At 43.3% G+C, this 19,168-nt stretch carries 18 protein-coding genes; 17 read left to right on the top strand and 1 reads right to left on the bottom strand.

The window, feature by feature from the left end:
• The first annotated feature begins 316 nt into the window (after positions 1-316).
• The 16 genes from spoIID (at position 317) to uvsE (ending at position 16,949) form a co-directional block, all read left to right on the top strand.
• Positions 317-1,351, top strand: a complete 1,035-nt coding sequence (gene spoIID / locus HNQ41_RS13870) for a stage II sporulation protein D (RefSeq protein WP_184665028.1) — start codon at positions 317-319, stop codon at positions 1,349-1,351.
• 347 nt (positions 1,352-1,698) lie between these two features.
• Complete coding sequence (gene spoIIQ / locus HNQ41_RS13865; RefSeq protein ID WP_184665027.1) at positions 1,699-2,631, top strand: stage II sporulation protein SpoIIQ; 933 nt, start codon at positions 1,699-1,701, stop codon at positions 2,629-2,631.
• A gap of 532 nt (positions 2,632-3,163) precedes the next feature.
• Positions 3,164-3,448, top strand: coding sequence for a sporulation transcriptional regulator SpoIIID (gene spoIIID / locus HNQ41_RS13860; protein ID WP_184665026.1), 285 nt, complete (start codon positions 3,164-3,166; stop codon positions 3,446-3,448).
• Between the two features lie 249 nt (positions 3,449-3,697).
• Entirely contained in the window at positions 3,698-4,702 is a 1,005-nt protein-coding gene (mreB, locus tag HNQ41_RS13855; RefSeq protein WP_184665025.1) for a rod shape-determining protein, read from the top strand.
• Positions 4,703-5,209: 507 nt separating this feature from the next.
• Complete coding sequence (locus HNQ41_RS13850; protein ID WP_184665024.1) at positions 5,210-6,034, top strand: flagellar hook-basal body protein; 825 nt, start codon at positions 5,210-5,212, stop codon at positions 6,032-6,034.
• Between the two features lie 176 nt (positions 6,035-6,210).
• The gene (locus tag HNQ41_RS13845; RefSeq protein WP_343043372.1) at positions 6,211-7,053 is read left to right on the top strand and encodes a flagellar hook-basal body protein; all 843 of its coding nucleotides are present in this window, start codon (positions 6,211-6,213) and stop codon (positions 7,051-7,053) included.
• Positions 7,054-7,098: 45 nt separating this feature from the next.
• Positions 7,099-7,419: a DNA-directed RNA polymerase subunit beta gene (locus tag HNQ41_RS13840; RefSeq protein ID WP_184665023.1), complete on the top strand. Its 321-nt coding sequence runs from the start codon at positions 7,099-7,101 to the stop codon at positions 7,417-7,419.
• Positions 7,420-7,540: 121 nt separating this feature from the next.
• Complete coding sequence (gene fabZ / locus HNQ41_RS13835) at positions 7,541-7,972, top strand: 3-hydroxyacyl-ACP dehydratase FabZ (protein WP_184665022.1); 432 nt, start codon at positions 7,541-7,543, stop codon at positions 7,970-7,972.
• 197 nt (positions 7,973-8,169) lie between these two features.
• Positions 8,170-9,873 (top strand): putative bifunctional diguanylate cyclase/phosphodiesterase, encoded by a 1,704-nt coding sequence (locus HNQ41_RS13830; RefSeq protein ID WP_184665021.1) that lies wholly within the window; start codon positions 8,170-8,172, stop codon positions 9,871-9,873.
• Between the two features lie 159 nt (positions 9,874-10,032).
• On the top strand, positions 10,033-11,742 hold the full coding sequence (locus tag HNQ41_RS13825) for a putative bifunctional diguanylate cyclase/phosphodiesterase (protein ID WP_184665020.1): 1,710 nt from the start codon (positions 10,033-10,035) through the stop codon (positions 11,740-11,742).
• 289 nt (positions 11,743-12,031) lie between these two features.
• Positions 12,032-12,352 carry a DNA primase gene (locus HNQ41_RS13820; RefSeq protein ID WP_184665019.1) on the top strand — a complete coding sequence of 107 codons (321 nt, stop codon included), beginning with the start codon at positions 12,032-12,034 and terminating at the stop codon, positions 12,350-12,352.
• A 490-nt stretch (positions 12,353-12,842) separates the two neighbouring features.
• Positions 12,843-12,983 carry a hypothetical protein gene (locus HNQ41_RS13815; RefSeq protein WP_184665018.1) on the top strand — a complete coding sequence of 47 codons (141 nt, stop codon included), beginning with the start codon at positions 12,843-12,845 and terminating at the stop codon, positions 12,981-12,983.
• An 84-nt stretch (positions 12,984-13,067) separates the two neighbouring features.
• Complete coding sequence (locus HNQ41_RS16835; RefSeq protein WP_281394032.1) at positions 13,068-13,202, top strand: hypothetical protein; 135 nt, start codon at positions 13,068-13,070, stop codon at positions 13,200-13,202.
• A 538-nt stretch (positions 13,203-13,740) separates the two neighbouring features.
• A complete protein-coding gene (gene cypC / locus HNQ41_RS13810) occupies positions 13,741-14,997 on the top strand; it encodes a CYP152 family fatty-acid peroxygenase CypC (protein WP_184665017.1) in 1,257 nt (418 codons plus the stop codon).
• Positions 14,998-15,116: 119 nt separating this feature from the next.
• Entirely contained in the window at positions 15,117-15,725 is a 609-nt protein-coding gene (locus HNQ41_RS13805) for a hypothetical protein (RefSeq protein WP_184665016.1), read from the top strand.
• Between the two features lie 270 nt (positions 15,726-15,995).
• Complete coding sequence (gene uvsE / locus HNQ41_RS13800; RefSeq protein ID WP_184665015.1) at positions 15,996-16,949, top strand: UV DNA damage repair endonuclease UvsE; 954 nt, start codon at positions 15,996-15,998, stop codon at positions 16,947-16,949.
• A 270-nt stretch (positions 16,950-17,219) separates the two neighbouring features.
• Here uvsE and HNQ41_RS13795 read toward each other — a convergent pair whose 3' ends face one another.
• A complete protein-coding gene (locus HNQ41_RS13795; protein WP_184665014.1) occupies positions 17,220-17,993 on the bottom strand; it encodes a WxL domain-containing protein in 774 nt (257 codons plus the stop codon).
• 100 nt (positions 17,994-18,093) lie between these two features.
• Between HNQ41_RS13795 and HNQ41_RS13790 the strand changes: the two genes are divergently transcribed.
• Complete coding sequence (locus HNQ41_RS13790) at positions 18,094-19,113, top strand: WxL protein peptidoglycan domain-containing protein (RefSeq protein WP_184665013.1); 1,020 nt, start codon at positions 18,094-18,096, stop codon at positions 19,111-19,113.
• Positions 19,114-19,168 lie beyond the last annotated feature (55 nt).

The following is a 19,168-nucleotide window of genomic DNA, read 5'->3' as shown; positions in this document are numbered from 1 at the left end:
AAAAACATCACTCAACTTATTGAACCGCCGTATACGAGATCCGTACGTACGGTGGTGTGAGAGGACGGAGGGGCGAACCCTCCTCCTACTCGATTGTTTAATATTTCTTCTATTAGCTAATAATAGAGTTCATAGAAAAGGAATTTTCAGTTCTAAAGCCTACTAAATCACATATGATTCTACTATGATTCCAAAGGTTTGAATCATTGTATGGGATACATTTGCTATTTTGTTTCATATTACTGTTCCAACATTGAATAAGCTAGAACATAACCGATGAAGGGATCAAACCTGATGACCTCAAGGAGGCCAAATGATGAAAAAAGCCGTTTTATCGTCCGTCGCATTAGCAGGTGTTATTCTCTTTATTCCTTCAATTCTCGTAACTGTATTTTCCGATGACGAGGAAATGTTTGTTACGCCAGAAGCGACCGTCCAATCATCAGAAGCCGTCAATGGTAAAGTTGAAAAGCTCGAATTAGAAGAATACACCGAAGATGGAATGACTGTTTCTGTCTACCGCTCACAAACAGAAGGTATTGATGAAGTGCCACTCGAATCATACATCGTTGGCGTTGTCGCCTCAGAAATGCCTGCTAGCTTTGAAATGGAAGCACTAAAAGCCCAAGCATTAACAGCGCGTACATACATATATGAACAACTGCTCAACTCAGGAGATATTCACTTACCTAACGGAGCAGATGTCACTGATACAGTAACCCATCAAGTTTATAAAAGTAAAGAAGAATTAAAAGAAGAATGGGAAGATGATTACAACTGGAAAATCGCCCGTATAAAACAAGCCGTTTTTGAAACTGGAGGAGAAGTCATCACTTACGAAGGAGAACCGATCACAGCATCCTTTTTCTCTACAAGTAATGGATACACAGAAAACGCCCATGAATATTGGGAAAATGAAATTCCGTACCTACAAACAGTAGAAAGCCCTTGGGATACTGAATCACCGCGATTTGAAAACGAACAAACCATCCACCGCACCGAAATAGAAGAAGCGCTTGGTGTGCGCCTCCCCGAAGGCAACACGATAGGAGAAATTCGCTCACAAACATCAGGTGAACGAGTCGATGAAGTCGTTATCAGCGGCCAAACATTCTCCGGAAGAGACGTTCGCGAAGCATTAGAGTTAGATTCCAGTGACTTCACCTGGGTTCGAGATGGTGACGAAATCACAATCACAACAAAAGGATGGGGCCACGGCGTCGGAATGAGCCAATACGGAGCCGATGGTATGGCAAAAGAAGGTCACTCATATCAAGACATCATCCACTACTACTATGAAGGTGTCGACATTAAAGAACCAGAAGAAAGCTACGCATTACTCGATGAATAATGATTTCCTAGGGTATCGCTTACCGTAAGCGAGCCCTTTTTATGCTTTAAAAAAACGTACAGATTGTCCATTTTTACATCACTCTAATCCAAGTAATGGTGATTGTGCGTGGTCATGCACAAAAATATTCTTACGATGCACAAAACTTGTTGGTTTTTGCGCAAAACGAATCATTTCAAGCGCAAAAAACGAGCCACTATGCACAAAACGGAATATTTTAACAGCCCCCATCCTTAAAAGCTGACTCCGCCAATGGAAAATCACCCCTATTTTCTATCAAAGAATTTTCAAAATAATGTATAAGGTTTCCAACATTTGATCAGACTTGTTGCTGAGGTGATGATCAAATGAGAGAAGAACAATCTAAGTTCGAAACTTTAAAGGCGAATCTCAAACGCCTAATGAAGAAGAAGTGGGCTTTGCCTGCAGTCTACCTAAGTTTAGCTGCACTCGTCATTACTGCATTCATTTGGATGGCAGGCGACGGAGATCAACTCACTGAAGAGGACCCTCAAGAATCAGAATTTGATATAGAAGGTCCAATCGATGGGGTTGATGATCCAGATGCCGATGATGCCGAACAAGATGCATTGACAGCCGCGGTGCAAGATGAAGTCTTCAAGATGCCAGTACTAGATGAACATAGTATTGACATCGTCGGTACTTTCTTCGACTATGAAGCTTCAGAAGATGAACAAAAAGATTCACTCGTTCGTTACAACAACTACTATTACCAAAACCAAGGTATTGACTTATCTTCAGAAGACAACGAATCATTTGACGTTGTGTCTGCGATGAGTGGGAATGTTGTAAAGGCAGAAGAAGATGATCTGTTTGGAAAAGTTGTTGAAATCCAACATGACGATGAAGTAAAAACCGTCTATCAAAGTTTAGCAGACCTTCAAGTTGAAAAAGGAGATACCGTAGAACAAGGTGACATGATTGCAAGCGCTGGCGAAAATCTATTTAATAGTGACGCAGGTGTTCATGCACACTTTGAAATCCGCCGTAATGGTGTAGCGGTTGACCCTTATGAGTACTTTGACGAGCCTCTAGCAGCACTTCCAGAGGTAGAAGAAGAGTCTAGTTTGCTAGAACAAGATTTACCATCTTTACCTGAAGAAGAAACAGATATGCCAGAAGAAAATTTTGACGAAGAATTGGATGAGCTTCATGACCGTTTAGATGAACCAAATGGTGAAGAAGAAGACGATGAGTTAGAAGGCGAAGAATCAGACGATGATGAAGAAGAGGAAGACGGAGAAGAAAGCGACGAATAATTCGCGCACATTTTGACTTCCTCACGCGTTCAGTCAGTTTTAGTTAAGTTTTTTCACTGTCAAAACAACCGAAACATAAACGATAAGATGATAAGCCGAAAACCAAACAAGGATCCCCTCCCCTTGTTATTCCCCCTTCATAAAACCGGCGCCAGCTTCTCAATGAGGAGCTTGGCGTCGGTTCGTTTTTATTTTAACCATTGATTTTCCAAAGCAAATCGACAAAGCCTAACCGAAACAAACACGCTCCCTCTCCCTAATAAAGACAACTTAAGCGAAGGCGATGACAAACTTTCATAAGAAACCACCCAACGCTCTCAAGACTTTATTATGCATAACCCTGACTGTCCGCTAATAAGCTTTAACAAATCCGGATCACTAAAGAAGGGAAGTTCAGGGAGAACGCGAGTGTTGACAGTCAACCTGCATGACAAAATAGACCGCATCGACAACACCCTAGTCAGTCATCTATAAAAGGTGCGCTGTCTTTCTCCGTCTTTTTGAACCCGAAATATTTAGGGAGGCGAGAGATGTGCACGATTACATCAAAGAAAGAACCATCAAGATTGGCAGGTACATCGTAGAGACGAAGAAAACAGTCCGCACGATCGCAAAAGAGTTCGGGGTTTCTAAGAGTACGGTTCATAAAGATTTAACAGAACGGCTTCCAGATATTAATCCAGAATTATCGAAAGAAGTCAAACAAGTGCTCGACTACCATAAGTCGATTCGTCATCTACGTGGAGGAGAAGCAACGAAAGTAAAGTACACTGGCGATCAAGATGAATCAGAAGACCCAGTTAAATCGAAAGTGTAGCCAACAAATGATCAACCATTTCATTTCTCGGTGAACGAAGACAAAAAGACATATACCACTGCATGAGCTAATGAATAGTATGTATCAAGAAAATGAAATGAAAAATTCTCAAAAAAGCGAATCCGCTTCCATACATGTGATAAAATGGTACATTAGATGTAGACCATATACACGATGATCCAAACAATCAAGAGATGCAGCACGAAATAAAGATAAATGAAGCAAAAATCACATTAGGAGGACCCAATTATGTTTGGAAGGGATATCGGAATCGACCTAGGAACTGCGAACGTTCTCATCCATGTAAAAGGACAGGGAGTGGTATTAAACCAACCTTCCGTCGTTGCAATCGACACGAACACAAAAAAGGTCATGGCCGTCGGCGACGAGGCATTTCGGATGGTTGGTCGAACCCCTGGAAATATCGTGGCTATACGCCCTATGCAGGATGGCGTGATCGCGGACTTTGACATGACAGAAGCCATGCTAAGGCACTTCTTAAGTCAAATTAATGTAAAAGGATTGCTAGCAAAGCCGAGAATTTTAATTTGCTGTCCGACAAACATTACATCTGTCGAACAAAAAGCGATTCGTGAAGCGGTTGAAAAAAGTGGAGGTAAGCAAGTGTTTTTAGAAGAAGAACCGAAAGTAGCTGCGGTTGGTACAGGAATGGATATTTACCAACCTTGTGGAAACATGGTCATTGATATCGGCGGTGGAACGACCGATGTCGCCGTCATATCCATGGGCGATATCGTCACCGCCTCCTCAATTAAAATTGCAGGAGACCTCTTTAACCAAGAAATATTAAATTACATAAAAAAACAGTACAAGCTATTGGTTGGGGAACGTACGGCGGAAGAAGTAAAAATAAATATCGGCACTGTTTTTGAAGGTTCAAAATATGAGGAAATGGATATTCGTGGCCGTGACTTAGTCAATGGACTCCCCCGAACAATTACGATCACGTCAGAAGAAGTCCGAAAAGCGTTGGAAGAAGCGATGTACCAAATTGTGCAGACATCGAAAAACGTCCTCGAAAAAACACCACCTGAACTTTCTGCGGACATCATTGACCGCGGTGTGATCTTAACCGGTGGCGGTGCTTATATTGACGGTATGGACCAATTATTTACAGAGGAACTAAAAGTTCCCGTTTTTCTCGCTGAAAACCCAATGGAGAGCGTCGTATCAGGCACAGGAAAATTACTTCAAAGTCTCGATAACATCTCCAAAAAAAAGCTAAAACTTTAAGCAACTAATACCGATATAAATAGAAAAGCGGAAGGTGCCTGAATATCGGCGACAATGGTTTATCTGCGACGAGCAAACGAAGTGGCGCAGGAGCAAGCGCTGGAGGAACTTTGCAAGAAGACGCTTTTCGTCTTCTGAAAAGTTCTGAAGCGACCTCGAGCCGATGGCACCTGTAGCTGGACAAAAGCGGAAACGCCTTGGGCACGAGCGACACAGTGTCTCTTTCTCTCCGCAAGCGGACACTCATTCCGTTATCATGTCAAAAAACACGATTTATCAAGATCTAGCGGACATCAGTTCCGCTATTGACCAAACGAACACCAAAAAAAACAGTAAAATCACGCAATAACGGAATATATGTCCGTCCAACCGCTAAAAATGGCGCATTTCAACAAAATAACGGACTCAATGTCCGCCTAACGCGCCTCAATACAAATAAATCAGCAAAGAACTTAACCAACTCCCTGTCCATGAGCACAGCGAGCAAATATCCACGAGGTGAATAAAATGTTACGTGGTTACAACGCAGCAGCTGCCGGTATGATCGCACAGCAGCGAAACCAAGAAATGCTAACAAACAACTTATCAAACGCCAATACACCAGGTTATAAAGCCGACCGCGCTTCCATGCGCGCATTCCCAAACATGGTCCTACAAGCCATGGGTACTGATCACGCCCAACGTTACGGAACAAACGAAATCGGCGAAATCAGCACAGGCGTATACATGCAAGAAGCCACCCCAAACTTCAGGCAAGGTGACATCGAAGAAACAGGAAACAACACCGACCTCGCCCTCTTACAAGGCGAAATGCCAGAAGACGAGGAAACAGGAGAACAAGGGGCCCTATTCTATAACGTCCAAAACGAAGACGGTGACTTACGCTACACCCGAAACAGCAACTTCACCGTTGATGGCGCAGGCTTCCTAACAACCGGTCAAGGATACTACATCCTAGATGACGCAGGAGACACAATCAACGTCGGTGACGAAGCATTCAACGTCACAAGAGACGGCGAAATCCTCACCGAAGACGGCGCACCCATCGCCCAACTAGAAGTCTCCCACGTCCCAGACCCAGCCCAACTCGTCAAAGAAGGAGACGGACTGCATAACTACGAAGGCGACGGAGACATCGTAAGCGCCATCGGAGACGACGCACTCCCTTACCAAATCCAACAAGGATTTATCGAAGGATCAAACGTCGACCTCCAACAAACAATGACCAACATGATGCAAGGCTTCAGAAACTTCGAAGCCAACCAACGCGCCCTACAAATGTACGACCAAAGCATGGAACGCGCCGTTAACGACATCGGCCGCATCACGTAATAAAAAAGCACAAGGCACAAGAATGGACAAGCCCATGACTCTCACGGAAAACGTACAGTCACCGTACAGTTACACAGCTTTCCACCCAGTGCCCTCAAAGGAAAGCCAGATCAACAAGAACCGCGCACCTTTCCGAACAACAAAAAGAACGTTTGTAAAGCCAGGAGGAAACAGCCGTGAACCAATCGATGATCAACTCAGCAGTATCGCTTGGACAACTGCAACATCAACTCGATACAACGGGAAATAACATTGCCAATTCAGGTACAACAGGTTTCAAACGAAGCGAAGTCACGTTTCGTGACCTACTTACCCAACAAGTAAACAACCAAAGCGCCGATGAATACGAAGTCGGCCGCCAAACGCCAAATGGCATCCGCGTCGGATCCGGTTCCGCCGTTGATCAAATCAACAAGCAAATGGAACAAGGATCCATACAACAAACTGACCGCGAATTGGATATTGCTTTAACGGAAGAAGGACACTTTTTCGAATTAGCCCCTGACGAAGACGGTGAACGTCGATTCACCCGCGATGGTGCATTTTATTTTAGCCCTAACCCTGATAACGAAGACGAATCCTTCATCGTCAATCAAAACGGAGAATACGTGGAATCTGTAGAAGGTGGCCCGATTGCTGTTCCGAATAATTACGAAGAATTTTCAATCTCTAGTAATGGAACAATCGAAGTGACCGTAGCAGATGAAGATGGCGAGACAGAAGCCGAAGATCTCGGTCAGCTGCAACTCGTCGAAATCACCCGTCCTGAACTATTAGAAGCAAATAGCGAAAATGTGCTCCAATTTGCCGATTTGGACGAGCTAGAACTGGGCATAGGAGATGTGCTTGAAGAAGCAGCAGGAACGGACATTTTCCAACAAGGGGCCTTAGAAATGTCTAATGTGGATCTTGGAAAAGAAATGACGGATATGCTCAACGCACAGCGCGCATACCAATTCAATTCCCGAGCTCTTGAAATGACCGATGAAATGCAGGGACTTGTCAACAACCTTCGTTAAAGCTAAAATGGCGGTAAACGCTACCCAAACGAAGAGGAGAACGTCATGAGTAAAGATGAACAAAACGAGCCGCGCTCAAGGCGCGAACGCAAAAAAGTAGAGCGCGAACAAGGCAAAGATAGAAAACGCCAATCTACATCAACAAACACAGAAGAGAATGCAAAAATAGAAGATAAAAAGAAACCTCGTATTCGAATGGTTCCGATATGGCTACGCATTGTCATCATTGTTGGTTTGGCGTTTGTGGGTTTAATTTTTGGTGCAATGTTCGGATATGGTATTCTAGGCGGTGAAAACCCAATAGAAGCCTTAAACCCCGATACGTGGAGACACATTTATGACATCATTTATGACGGCATAGACTAACTAGACAATATGAAATGATGGCTCATGAACGAAGCGATGCTAAACGAAACAGCGCTTCGTTTTGTTTTACGTTTACCGATTCGCCAACCAATAAACAAATCAAAAAGGAGTGCATACAACGATGTTAGATACCGAACAAATTCAAGCAATCATCCCCCACCGCTATCCGTTTTTACTCGTCGATAAAATCGTCGATGTCGAAGAAGGAAAGCACGCTGCTGGGATAAAAAACGTCACCGCAAACGAAGAATACTTTAACGGTCACTTCCCATCCTACTCAGTCATGCCTGGTGTACTGATTATCGAAGCACTAGCTCAAGTCGGTGCGGTTGCCATCTTGAAAAAAGAAGAAAACCAAGGAAAACTTGCATTTTTTGCAGGTATCGATAACTGCCGCTTTAAAGGACAAGTTCGCCCAGGCGATCAACTTCATTTAGAAGTCGAGTTAACCCGTCTGCGTGGAAAAATAGGCAAAGGGCAAGCCAAAGCGTCCGTTGACGGCGAAGTTGTCGCAGAAGCAGAGCTCATGTTTGCGTTAGGAGATAAAGAATAATCTTGAACTAGACATACGTGAAGATGTAAAAGAACACTTTCGTCATTCGAAAGTGTTTTTTTTACATCCTAATATTGACGCAATTGTTCAAATTCATTTTTAAATACTAAACTTTTTGCTATAATTAAAGCGTATACATACAAATACCAACTTTTTCACATTAACGTATTAATAAATATAGAATGTAGGGGGAGACGATGAAAAAAAATCTCCGTAAAAACATCCTGAACCTTATTAATGAAAAAGATAATATCTATCAAATGTTACATAACATGAACGATGGTCTCATCGTGACGGATGGAAAAGAACGAATCATTGCCATTAACCCTGCTTTCGAAAGGATTACAGGTTATTCGTCGGAAGAGGTTCAGTACTTCACACCGAGGATTTTACAGTCTGGTTTGACCCCATCAACTGTCTATCAAGATATGTGGCAAACGCTTAAGGAAAAGGGAACATGGACCGGCGAACTCGTGAACCGCCGTAAAAACGGCGATATATATCATTCGTTTATGACGATGACGCGCATTGAAAACGTCAACGAAAATGAAATCTTTTATATCGGAATCGTCCGCGACATTACCGAACGCAAAAAAATCGAACAAACCGCTAATGAACTTACGCATTACGACGAATTAACAAGACTACCAAATCGCCGCCACTTTGAAATGATTGCGACAAATGAAAGCGAAGAAGCAAAAAAACAAAATCGTCCAATCGCCCTTTTATTTCTAAACATCGATAGTTTTAAAGTCATTAATGACAGTATCGGTCATCACCACGGGGACGTTCTCCTCCAGATCGTTGCGCAAAAACTTCAAGAAATAGTCGGTGATGACGGGGTTATTGCTCGCTTTTCAGGCGACGAATTTTTAATTCTACTAACGAATATTCATAAAAAAGAAGATATCACACCCCGGATTGACCAAATACACGCAGAAATTAGCGAAGGACCGATAAACATCGCGAACCAATCCGTACATGTGAAATTCAACATCGGCATCAGCATCTACCCGTATCACGCAATCGAAGTGAAAACGCTCATGAAGCACGCGCACATCGCTCTGTCCCATGCAAAATCGGATAATCAAAACGACTACCGATATTTCGATCAAATCATGAGCGGTGACGCATACGAACAATTTACCATCGCCAACGAGTTGCACGATGCAATAGAAAATGATGAGTTAATCCCTTTCTATCAAATAAAATATGATATCAAAAACAACAAAACATATGGCGTCGAAGCCCTTGTTCGCTGGGAGCACCCAAAGCGCGGCATGCTCTCGCCGAAAGACTTCATCTCAATTGCCGAAGCAACCGGACTCATCGCCGACATTGATAGTATGGTTCTAAAAAAAGCCTTACACCAAGCTCAAACATGGCGGCAAACAATCGCACCCGATTTACATGTCTCTGTCAATATCTCACAACAACAATTCGAACAAAAACAATTTACAAACACTATTACCCAAGCACTGAATGAGACAGGGATCGACCCATCCGCCGTCATACTTGAAGTCACCGAATCAGTCGCATTAACACACGTAAACGACGCCGACGAAAAACTCCAACAATTAAGACAACTCGGCGTCAACATTGCCATCGACGACTTCGGTACAGGCTACTCATCCCTGCACCAAATCAAATCACTACCGATCGACATGATCAAAATCGACCGCTCATTCATCAAAGAAAGCAACGGCCAAGACCAAGACGCCGCAATCGTACGTACAATTATCGCACTTGCCAACAACTTAGGCTGTCAAGTGACATGCGAAGGCATTGAGGAGAACGAGCAGTTGACGTTCATTAAAAACGAACGCTGTGATTATGCGCAAGGTTACCTGTTCAACCGTCCCCAACCTGCCAACGATGTCACAAAGCTGCTCACTAGTTGATGTTGAACAAATCCGAAAAAAAAATCTCGCACCGCTCTTCTAAAAAAGAGGGGTGTTTTTTGTTTACAAATTCGACATACAACGATGCACCAAGTCCCAGAAAAAATTTGGTACAATTAAACATGAATGGGATTATACAGAGAAACGTGGGTGGAAGTGATGTCGAACGGAGCAAAGTGTCGAATGAAAGAGAATTTTATGAAGTTTGCGTCATATAAAGAAAATGTATGGAAGCTCATGGAGGATATGAATGACGCGTTTATGATTGCAGATGAACAGCAGCGGATTCTCGTCGTTAATTCAGCTTTTGAGGAAATAACCGGTTATCAATTTGAAGAAGTTGAAGAAAAGACGCCTCGTATTCTTAAGTCAGGGATGACACCAAAGCACGTCTATGATGAGATGTGGCAAAGTTTAAGGGAGAAAGGGACTTGGACAGGGGAGTTAATCAACCGACGTAAAAATGCTGATATTTACTATTCTTTCATGACGATTACCCGAATCGATATGCACGATTGCAAAGGTTGCTTTTATATTGCAATCATCCGTGATGTGACAGAACGAAAAAAGTTTGAAAATAAAGTAACTCGACTCGCCTATTATGATTCTTTAACGGAGTTGCCGAAACGTGAAAAATTTGAAGAGTTCCTGAACATAGAAATCGCTAAAAAACAAGAACAAAACGGAAATATGGCGTTGTTATTTCTAGACATTAACCGTTTTAAGTTAATTAACGATAGCCTCGGTCACCATCGTGGTGATGTAATCATTCAGTTGCTCGCTAAGAGACTTTGTGAAGCACTGGGCGAAGAGGCAATAATCGGGCGCTTTGGCGGAGACGAATTTTTAATCTTGATTAAAGATCTCGATCGTCATATTGAGGAATATGTGCAAACGATTTTTGATGCCATCAGCAAATACCCTGTTAATATTGACGATCAATGGATTTATTTAAATGTAAGTATGGGGATTAGCTTATTCCCGGATCACACAACGGACGGACAAGCGTTGATTAAATATGCTGATATCGCGTTGACATACGCCAAAGACGATCAACAAAATCGCCATGAATATTATCGTGATACGATGCGTGATGGAACATACCATGAGTTTGTTTTGGGAAATGAATTGCGTCGCGCATTAAAAAACGAAGAATTTCAAGTCTATTATCAATTGCAATGCGATGTAAAAAGTGGCGAACCATATGGGGTCGAAGCACTCGTACGTTGGAGCCACCCTGAAAAAGGAAATGTTCCACCAGGTGAGTTCCTTAGCACTGCCGAAGCAGTCGGGGTCATAGCAGATATTGACGAGTATGTGTTGCAAAAATCGCTGCAGCAAGTCCAACAGTGGCGCGAAGATGGACACGGCCATTTACAACTTTCCGTTAATGTTTCACAACAACAGTTTGAACGCTACAACTTTATGGAAATCGTCGCCGACGCACTTGAGAAATCAAGAATCGACCCAACATATGTCACATTAGAAATCACAGAAACAACGATGCTCACACAAGTCCACTATGCTACAGAAAAATTAGAGGCATTGAAAGAACTCGGCGTCAACATTGCTATCGATGACTTCGGCACAGGCTACTCATCCTTACGCCAACTACAATTATTGCCGATCGACATATTAAAAATCGATCGCTCTTTTGTCAAAGACAGCGACGGACAAGACCATGATGCTTCCATGGTGCGAACGATTATCAATCTAGCAAACAACCTTGATTGCCAAGTCATTTGTGAAGGCGTTGAAACAAACGAGCAGCTGACGTTCATTAAAAACGAAAACTGTGATTATGCGCAAGGCTACCTTTTTAACCGGCCCCAACCTGCCAACGATGTCACAAAGCGGCTCACTGAGTGATGTTGAACAAATCCGAATAAAAATTTCCGCACCGCTCTTCTAAAAAAAGAGGGGTGTTTTCTTGTCGGGATAACCGTCCTTTATGCCTAATTGGCGATGTGAGTGTGGCGCGTAAGTCATGGATAATGTCAAAGAAACATCTACAAATGTATGACGATGTGAGAAAGCGTCAAAAGTTCGTGGATAGGATTGAGACGTTAAAAGGTTGCTTGTAGAATTGCAATTGTTGATTCGGGAGAGGCCGTATCGATATACAAAAAACTTCTTAACAAAGAAGGAGGAACATGAAATGAAGAAAAAACTACTGTTAAGCCTTTTAGCAGGAACACTATCATTAGGCGTTCTCGCTGCATGTGGCGATGAAGTCGATGATGTTGATGGTGGAGAGCCAATAGAACAACAGAGCGAAGACCTCGACTTAAATGGTGACGAAGGCGATAGCCTAGATGAAGGGTTTGAAGAAGACGGTCTTGAAGAGGAAGACGGTCTTGCGGAAGATGAAGATTTTGAAGACGGTGAATTCGAAGACGACTATGAAGAAGGCGCAGAAATCGAAGTGCCTATTGAAGATGAGTTAGACGAAGATGAAGAAATGGAGATTGAATTTTAAGCAACACGCAGCTGCTAATACAAAATCACTCATATAGTGAGCGCCTGATAGCACAATACCCCCCCTTTTTTTTAAATAAAAGAAGGCTGGCTCATGCGAATGTTTTTCGCATACGAGTCAGCTTTTGTTATAGAGAAAGCGAACATTTCGTTAGAAAATATTGCATGATTGTCTGGGGAGTGAATATGTTTTTTTTAGAGTGATTAATTAGCTAGTGAAAAGTCCAACATGATTTATCACGTTTTCAAAACAATGTCAGTTGCTCGAAAAATCACATTGGAAATTTGAGAAAATATTAAATAACTGTGAAAAAATGTGAAACCATCTCTAAAGATGTTTAATTCCATTGTTGTCACGAAAATCCCTTGTTAGAATCAAAATTAATGGAGCGAAACTTTCCTTAAAGTCCATTTCTTAAAATTCGGTCAAGGCTGTACAACGATGGTTCACATTGAAAAAATAAACGATGACTGAAGGAGGCCGATGAACAATGAAAAAGAAACTTTTAATGAGCTTATTAGCAGGTGTATTCACAGTAGGTGTACTAGGCGCATGTGGTGGAGACATTGAAGAAGATCCAGGTCTAGATGAAGCCCCAGAAATGGAAGAGGATGTAGACGAAGACCTTTAAGTTTAATTTAGATTTTTCACAACATGTTATTGTCATAAAAAAAGAAGACAATCAATTCAAATTTCTCGAGGAGGATGATCGACAATGAAAAAGAAACTATTAATGAGCATTTTAGCAGGTGTATTCACGGTAGGCGTACTAGGCGCATGTGGCGGAGACATTGAAGAAGAGCCAGGTCTAGATGAAGAGACTGAAGTAGAAGAGGAATTAGACCTTTAAGTTTTTTGCTTTAAAGGGTAAGGATAAGGGATTAGCGTATCATGAGAAACATAAACATCACGCTATCCACACATATGAAGAAATCACACACCAAGGGGCAAGATTTATAGTAAACGGCCCCACCCCCCTTTTTATCACATAAGAAAAACCAAGCTGTCCACTAAGGGCAGCTTTTTTCAATGGGAAGTCACAGATATAAGCACTAACGCTTTAATACTTTAACACAATGCACGGTAGGTGCTACCAAAGTAGCACCTACCGTTTAGCGTGCTAAAGCAAAAGGGCGCTCGGGAACCGTGAAACAAAGGACCAGTCCAGGAAAACGGCCTAAAAAGGGGGCAGATGCTTGTGTTCTTCTCAAAAAAGAGCTTTACCCCAGTAAAGAGTAGGTGCTACCAGCGTAGCACCTACCCTTCATCATACTAAAGCACCTACCTACCGACAAACAAATCCGCCTGCTTCCGCATCAAAATCCTATTTCTGTAAAACATAAATTAGGGATACATATCGAGCAGATGAAGTAGAGGTGACAAAGACGATGAATGAACGAATTCCGCACGATAAAACGTTAGATAACAGCGTGAACTTACTGGAGGAAGGCTACTTATTTATCAAAAATCGGACTGAGCGCTATCAATCCGACCTATTTATCGCCCGCGTCCTTGGAAAAAAAGTCATATGTATGTCAGGAAAAGAAGCGGCAAAAATGTTCTACGACACGGAAAAATTCCAGCGTAACGGCGCTGTTCCAAAGCGAATCCAAAAATCACTATTCGGCGAAAACGCGATTCAAACGTTAGACGGGCCCGAGCACATCGACCGCAAGCGCCTGTTCATGTCGTTAATGGCCGCATCGAACAAACAAAAAAGCGTCGCTGAGCTCGTCACAGACGAATGGACCAAAGCCGCCAAAAAATGGGCGAAAGAAGAAGAAATTGTCCTCTTTGACGAAGCGAAAGACGTACTCTGCCGCGCAGCTTGCAAATGGGCTGGCGTGCCACTCGAAGAATCCGAAGTTAGCGAACGAGCAAATGACTTTAGCGACATGGTCGACGCATTTGGCGCAGTCGGCCCCCGTCACAGAAAAGGTAGACGCGCCCGAAAGCGAGCCGAAGCCTGGATCACAGAGGTGATTGAAGACGTACGATCCGGAAAACGGCAAGCCAAAGAAGGGTCACCACTCTACGAAATGGCCCAGTACAAAGATGAAGATGGCAACGAATTATCCGCACAAATGGCAGCGATCGAACTCATCAACGTCGTCAGACCCATCGTAGCCATCGCCATCTACATCACCTTTGAAGCGGTGGCGCTAGCCCAACATCGACCATGCCGAGAAGAACTACAATCGGGCGACCCGAAATACTTAGAAATGTTCGTCCAAGAAGTGCGCCGCTATTACCCTTTTACGCCACTTCTCGGGGCCCAAGTGAAAACAGGCTTCATATGGAATGACGTCAAATTTAAACAAGGCATGCTCGTTTTTCTCGACGTATACGGGACCAATCACGACCCGAACCTGTGGGACAACCCAGAACAATTCCGCCCACACCGCTTCGACACACGAAAAGAAAGCTTATACGACTTCATTCCCCAAGGCGGCGGCGATCCTAAAAAAGGCCATCGCTGCCCAGGCGAAGGCATCACCATCGAAGTCATGAAAGCAAGCGCCGACTTCCTAGCCAACAAAATCACATACGACATCCCCGAACAAGACATGAGCTACAGCCTAGCAAAAATGCCTACCCTCCCAAAAAGCGGCTTCATCATGCAAAACCCCCAACCGCTTGATTAACGGGGAAGCACAGGGACGGTTCTCGTTAGCAAAATCTGTAATGAAAATGTAATCAAAAGCACAGAAAAAAGAGAGCTCTCAATTGTGAGAGCTCTTAAAAACTTAGTGAACATATTCCCGTGATCAGATCGCCTCACCTGAAGGAAAAATTAGTTCACCTGAAGGAAAAATCAGTTTACCTGAAGGAAAAAGCAGTTTACCTGAAGGAAAAAGCAGTTTACCTGAAGGAAAAGCCGCCTCACCTGAAGGAAAAAGCAGTTTACCTGAAGGAAAAAGCAGTTCACCTGAAGGAAAAACTGCTTCACCTGAAGGAAAAATCGCCTCACCTGAAGGAAAAATCGCCTCACCTGAAGGAAAAACTGCTTCACCTGAAGGAAAAATCAGTTTACCTGAAGGAAAAAGCAGTTTACCTGAAGGAAAAACTGCCTCACCTGAAGGAAAAACTGCTTCACCTGAAGGAAAAAGCAGTTTACCTGAAGGAAAAACTGCCTCACCTGAAGGAAAAACTGCTCCACCTGAAGGAAAAACTGCTTCACCTGAAGGAAAAATCAGTTTACCTGAAGGAAAAATCAGTTTACCTGAAGGAAAAATCAGTTCACCTGAAGGAAAAACCGCCTCACCTGAAGGAAAAATCGCCTCACCTGAAGGAAAAACTGCTTCACCTGAAGGAAAAATCGCCTCACCTGAAGGAAAAATCGCCTCACCTGAAGGAAAACTGCCTCACCTGAAGGAAAAATCGCCTCACCTGAAGGAAAAACTGCTTCACCTGAAGGAAAAACCGCCTCACCTGAAGGAAAAATCGCCTCACCTGAAGGAAAACCACTTCACCTGAAGGAAAAACTGCTTCACCTGAAGGAAAAATCGCCTCACCTGAAGGAAAACCCGCTTCACCTGAACGAAAACCACGCCACTCAAACGTACCTCCAACTAAATCCACCTATAAAATCCCTGAAAATGAACAAACTAACCACAAAACAACGTAAAAGGTGGAATCAACAATGATCCTGCGCTTCGGCTACGTCTCCACAGCGTTAGCACTGTGGGAAGCAACACCATCACGCACATTAACCTACACAAATTGGAGCAAACTCGACAAGACAACGCGCACCGAAAAACTGCACGCCGCAACAGAAGAAAACTTGAATAACACGCTCCGCGCGCTGCATTACAACATCGCTCACGGGATCCATCTATATCGAATGTCATCAGCGCTCGTTCCACTCGCCACACATCCAGAAGTAAAGTGGGATTACATCACACCTTTTCGTCACTTGTTCCAAGAAATCGGCGAACTTGTTAAGCGGCACAACCTACGCGTCAGCTTTCATCCGGACCAATTCACATTGTTCACAAGTCCAAAACCGCACGTTACCGACAACTCGCTGACCAATATGGCTTACCATTACGATATGCTCGAAGCGATGGACCTTCACAAATCGGCCATCATCAACATTCACATCGGCGGCGCTTACGGAAACAAACAGGAGACGCTCATCCGTTTCAACGATAATATCAGCAAACTTGACCCAACGATCCGCCAACAGATGACCCTTGAAAACGACGATAAAACGTACACAGCAGACGAAACGCTTCACGCGTGCGAGCGTCACAACATCCCGTTCGTTTTTGACTACCATCATCACCAAGCCAACCTAGGAACCACCAACCTCGAAGATCTCCTCCCACGCATTTTCGCCACTTGGGAACACACCAATCAACGCCCAAAATTTCACCTATCCTCCCCAAAGTCAAAAAACGAATACAGAGCCCATGCCCAATACATCGACCAAGACTTCGCCCAGCCATTCATCAAAACCTTGAAAACGTACGGACAATCCGCTGACATCATGATCGAAGCCAAGGCGAAAGACCTAGCCGCCCTCAAATTTGTCGAAGACCTATCCAAAACCCGCGGCTACAAACGAATTGACGGCGCAACAATTAAAATGTAGCGGCATCTTTGGCAAGCACAAGGGAGGAGAAGCACAGGCGCGGTTCGAGACCGGTGAAAAAGTCAATTTTCAATTGAGAAATTGCACATCGAACACAATGTGTGCGGATTTTTAGGTCGATCAACTACTAAATGATGTACCACAGAATTTTATTAATACATTTTCACTGACCCCGCGCGGTTCTCGCGCTTCCTATAGGTCCCTCACCATCAAAAAATAAATAGACGAACAAAATAAAATCCCGCGAATGGCTAGTCGCGGGAGAATCGATTAAGAAGGGCCGATTCCAAGTGTGACAGAAATCGTCGAAGTATAAGTCCCAGAACGAACGTCAGCTGGATTTAATGTTAGTTCTAGAGGATCGTCGCCAAATGACACGACATATGATCCCATGCCCCCACCTCGTTCAGCACTGACGATATTTAAACCTGTATCCGTATCAATCGCCCCAGAGTTCCTTGATATAGTATCCAACTCTGAAGAGTGAGGGTCGTCATAATTGACAGTTGGTTCCACGACTCTGAGAGACCCTTGAGGAAGTGTTTCGTTTTCGCCTCCGTCTCCAACTAAGGTAAACGGTGTAGCTTTCATATTTACAGTCCATCCATTTCCTGTACCAGTAGGGTCGACGACAGGGAATGATTCAAGGTCTGCATGAGTCATTTGTTGTTTACCTTCCAAGACCACAGTTGTAAAATCTCCGACAATCAGATCACCTAGCTCATATTCGCCACCTTGGACTTCCGCTGTGGTTTCTGTATCATTCGTCGGTTCCTCAGCACCAACGACTAAAGGTGTTGCCACAATAGAAGAAACTAACAATGTCCCAACCATTACTTTAATTCCTTTGACCCTTAAATCCGGTAACTTTTCTTTTACATATCGAATCGCCCGATTATCAATGGATGATTTAGGATCACCATTACTAGGTTCCCCTAATTCAGCAGAAAACTCTTCTAATCCTTGTCGAGGGTCTAAATATAGAATGACATAATTTTGTCCACTATTATCCTTCTTCACTTCATGGTGCTTAAATGTTGTCATCTCTATTGACTCCTTTCTTTTTCTCACACGTATTGTGTTGAAAAACATAATTTTTCATTCACCGGCCATACTGAATAGCGAAGTAGAAAGGAGTTTTACGATGAGCATTCTGAAATACATAACAACATTTTTCATTCTGATCACAACTGTTTCATCCACCGTTCAAGCACAAGATGTAAGCCAAGTTCCGTTTACAGTCGACCCCCACTTACCAAATAATCAAGTCGACAATGTTGGTGGATATTTTAGCCTAGAAGTAGAGCCAGAACATGAACAAGAACTAGAAGTCACGATCAACAACAGATTAACAGATGACCTTACCGTTACCATGGAGCCAGTCAATGCTTACACCCATCCCTCAGGCGGTATAATTTACAGTGAAGACGCCTCTGAAAATGCATTTTTGTTAGATGATGACTTTGCAATTGCGTCAAACATGTCTGTTGAAGAAGGAAGTGTTACGATCCCGGCAGAGTCGAGCGTTGATGTATCAATTGACCTGACCGTACCTGATGTGGAAGCAGAAAACCTACTAGGTGGAATTTTATTTACCTCAGAAGGAATTGCCGGAGAAGAAGTTGAGACAGAAGGTGAAGAGTCCAATTTCGTCGTAGAAACAGAAGTTGCCATCGCAATGGCTGTTCAATTAAACCTCCCATTTGAAACAGAACAAAATTTTTCCTTTGGCGAAGCGGGCTTTTTGCCCAATAACGCACAAATCTATTTAGAAATGACAAACGAAGCACCCTTTATCCAAAATAACGTTTCAGGAGAATATGAAGTTTATGATGATGCAGACGACATGCTTATGGAAGGTGAATTCGGCTCATTCAACATGGCACCCATGTCCCAAATGACCTTCCCGTTTCGTTGGGATCACCCAACACTCGACCCAGGCACCTACACCGTCGCAGTAGACACAGACATCAACGGCCAACAAATCACAGAAGAACGAACCTTCACCATCGAAGAACAACAAGTCGAAGAATACGTCGAACGAAACATGCCCGAAGTGGCCACCCAAACGAATGACCAACCATGGCTCTGGGTCTTCCTCGGATCACTAGGAGGCGCTCTTATCATAGGAACCGTTATGTTCTTGGTCTTTAGAAGAAAATAGGAAAACAAACTACGACACGACAACATAGGGTAATATTACCAATGGATAGCATGAA

It is taken from the genome of Texcoconibacillus texcoconensis, from assembly GCF_014202575.1.
Classification (GTDB): domain Bacteria; phylum Bacillota; class Bacilli; order Bacillales; family Salisediminibacteriaceae; genus Texcoconibacillus; species Texcoconibacillus texcoconensis.
This window is presented reverse-complemented; position numbering and strand designations above follow the sequence as displayed.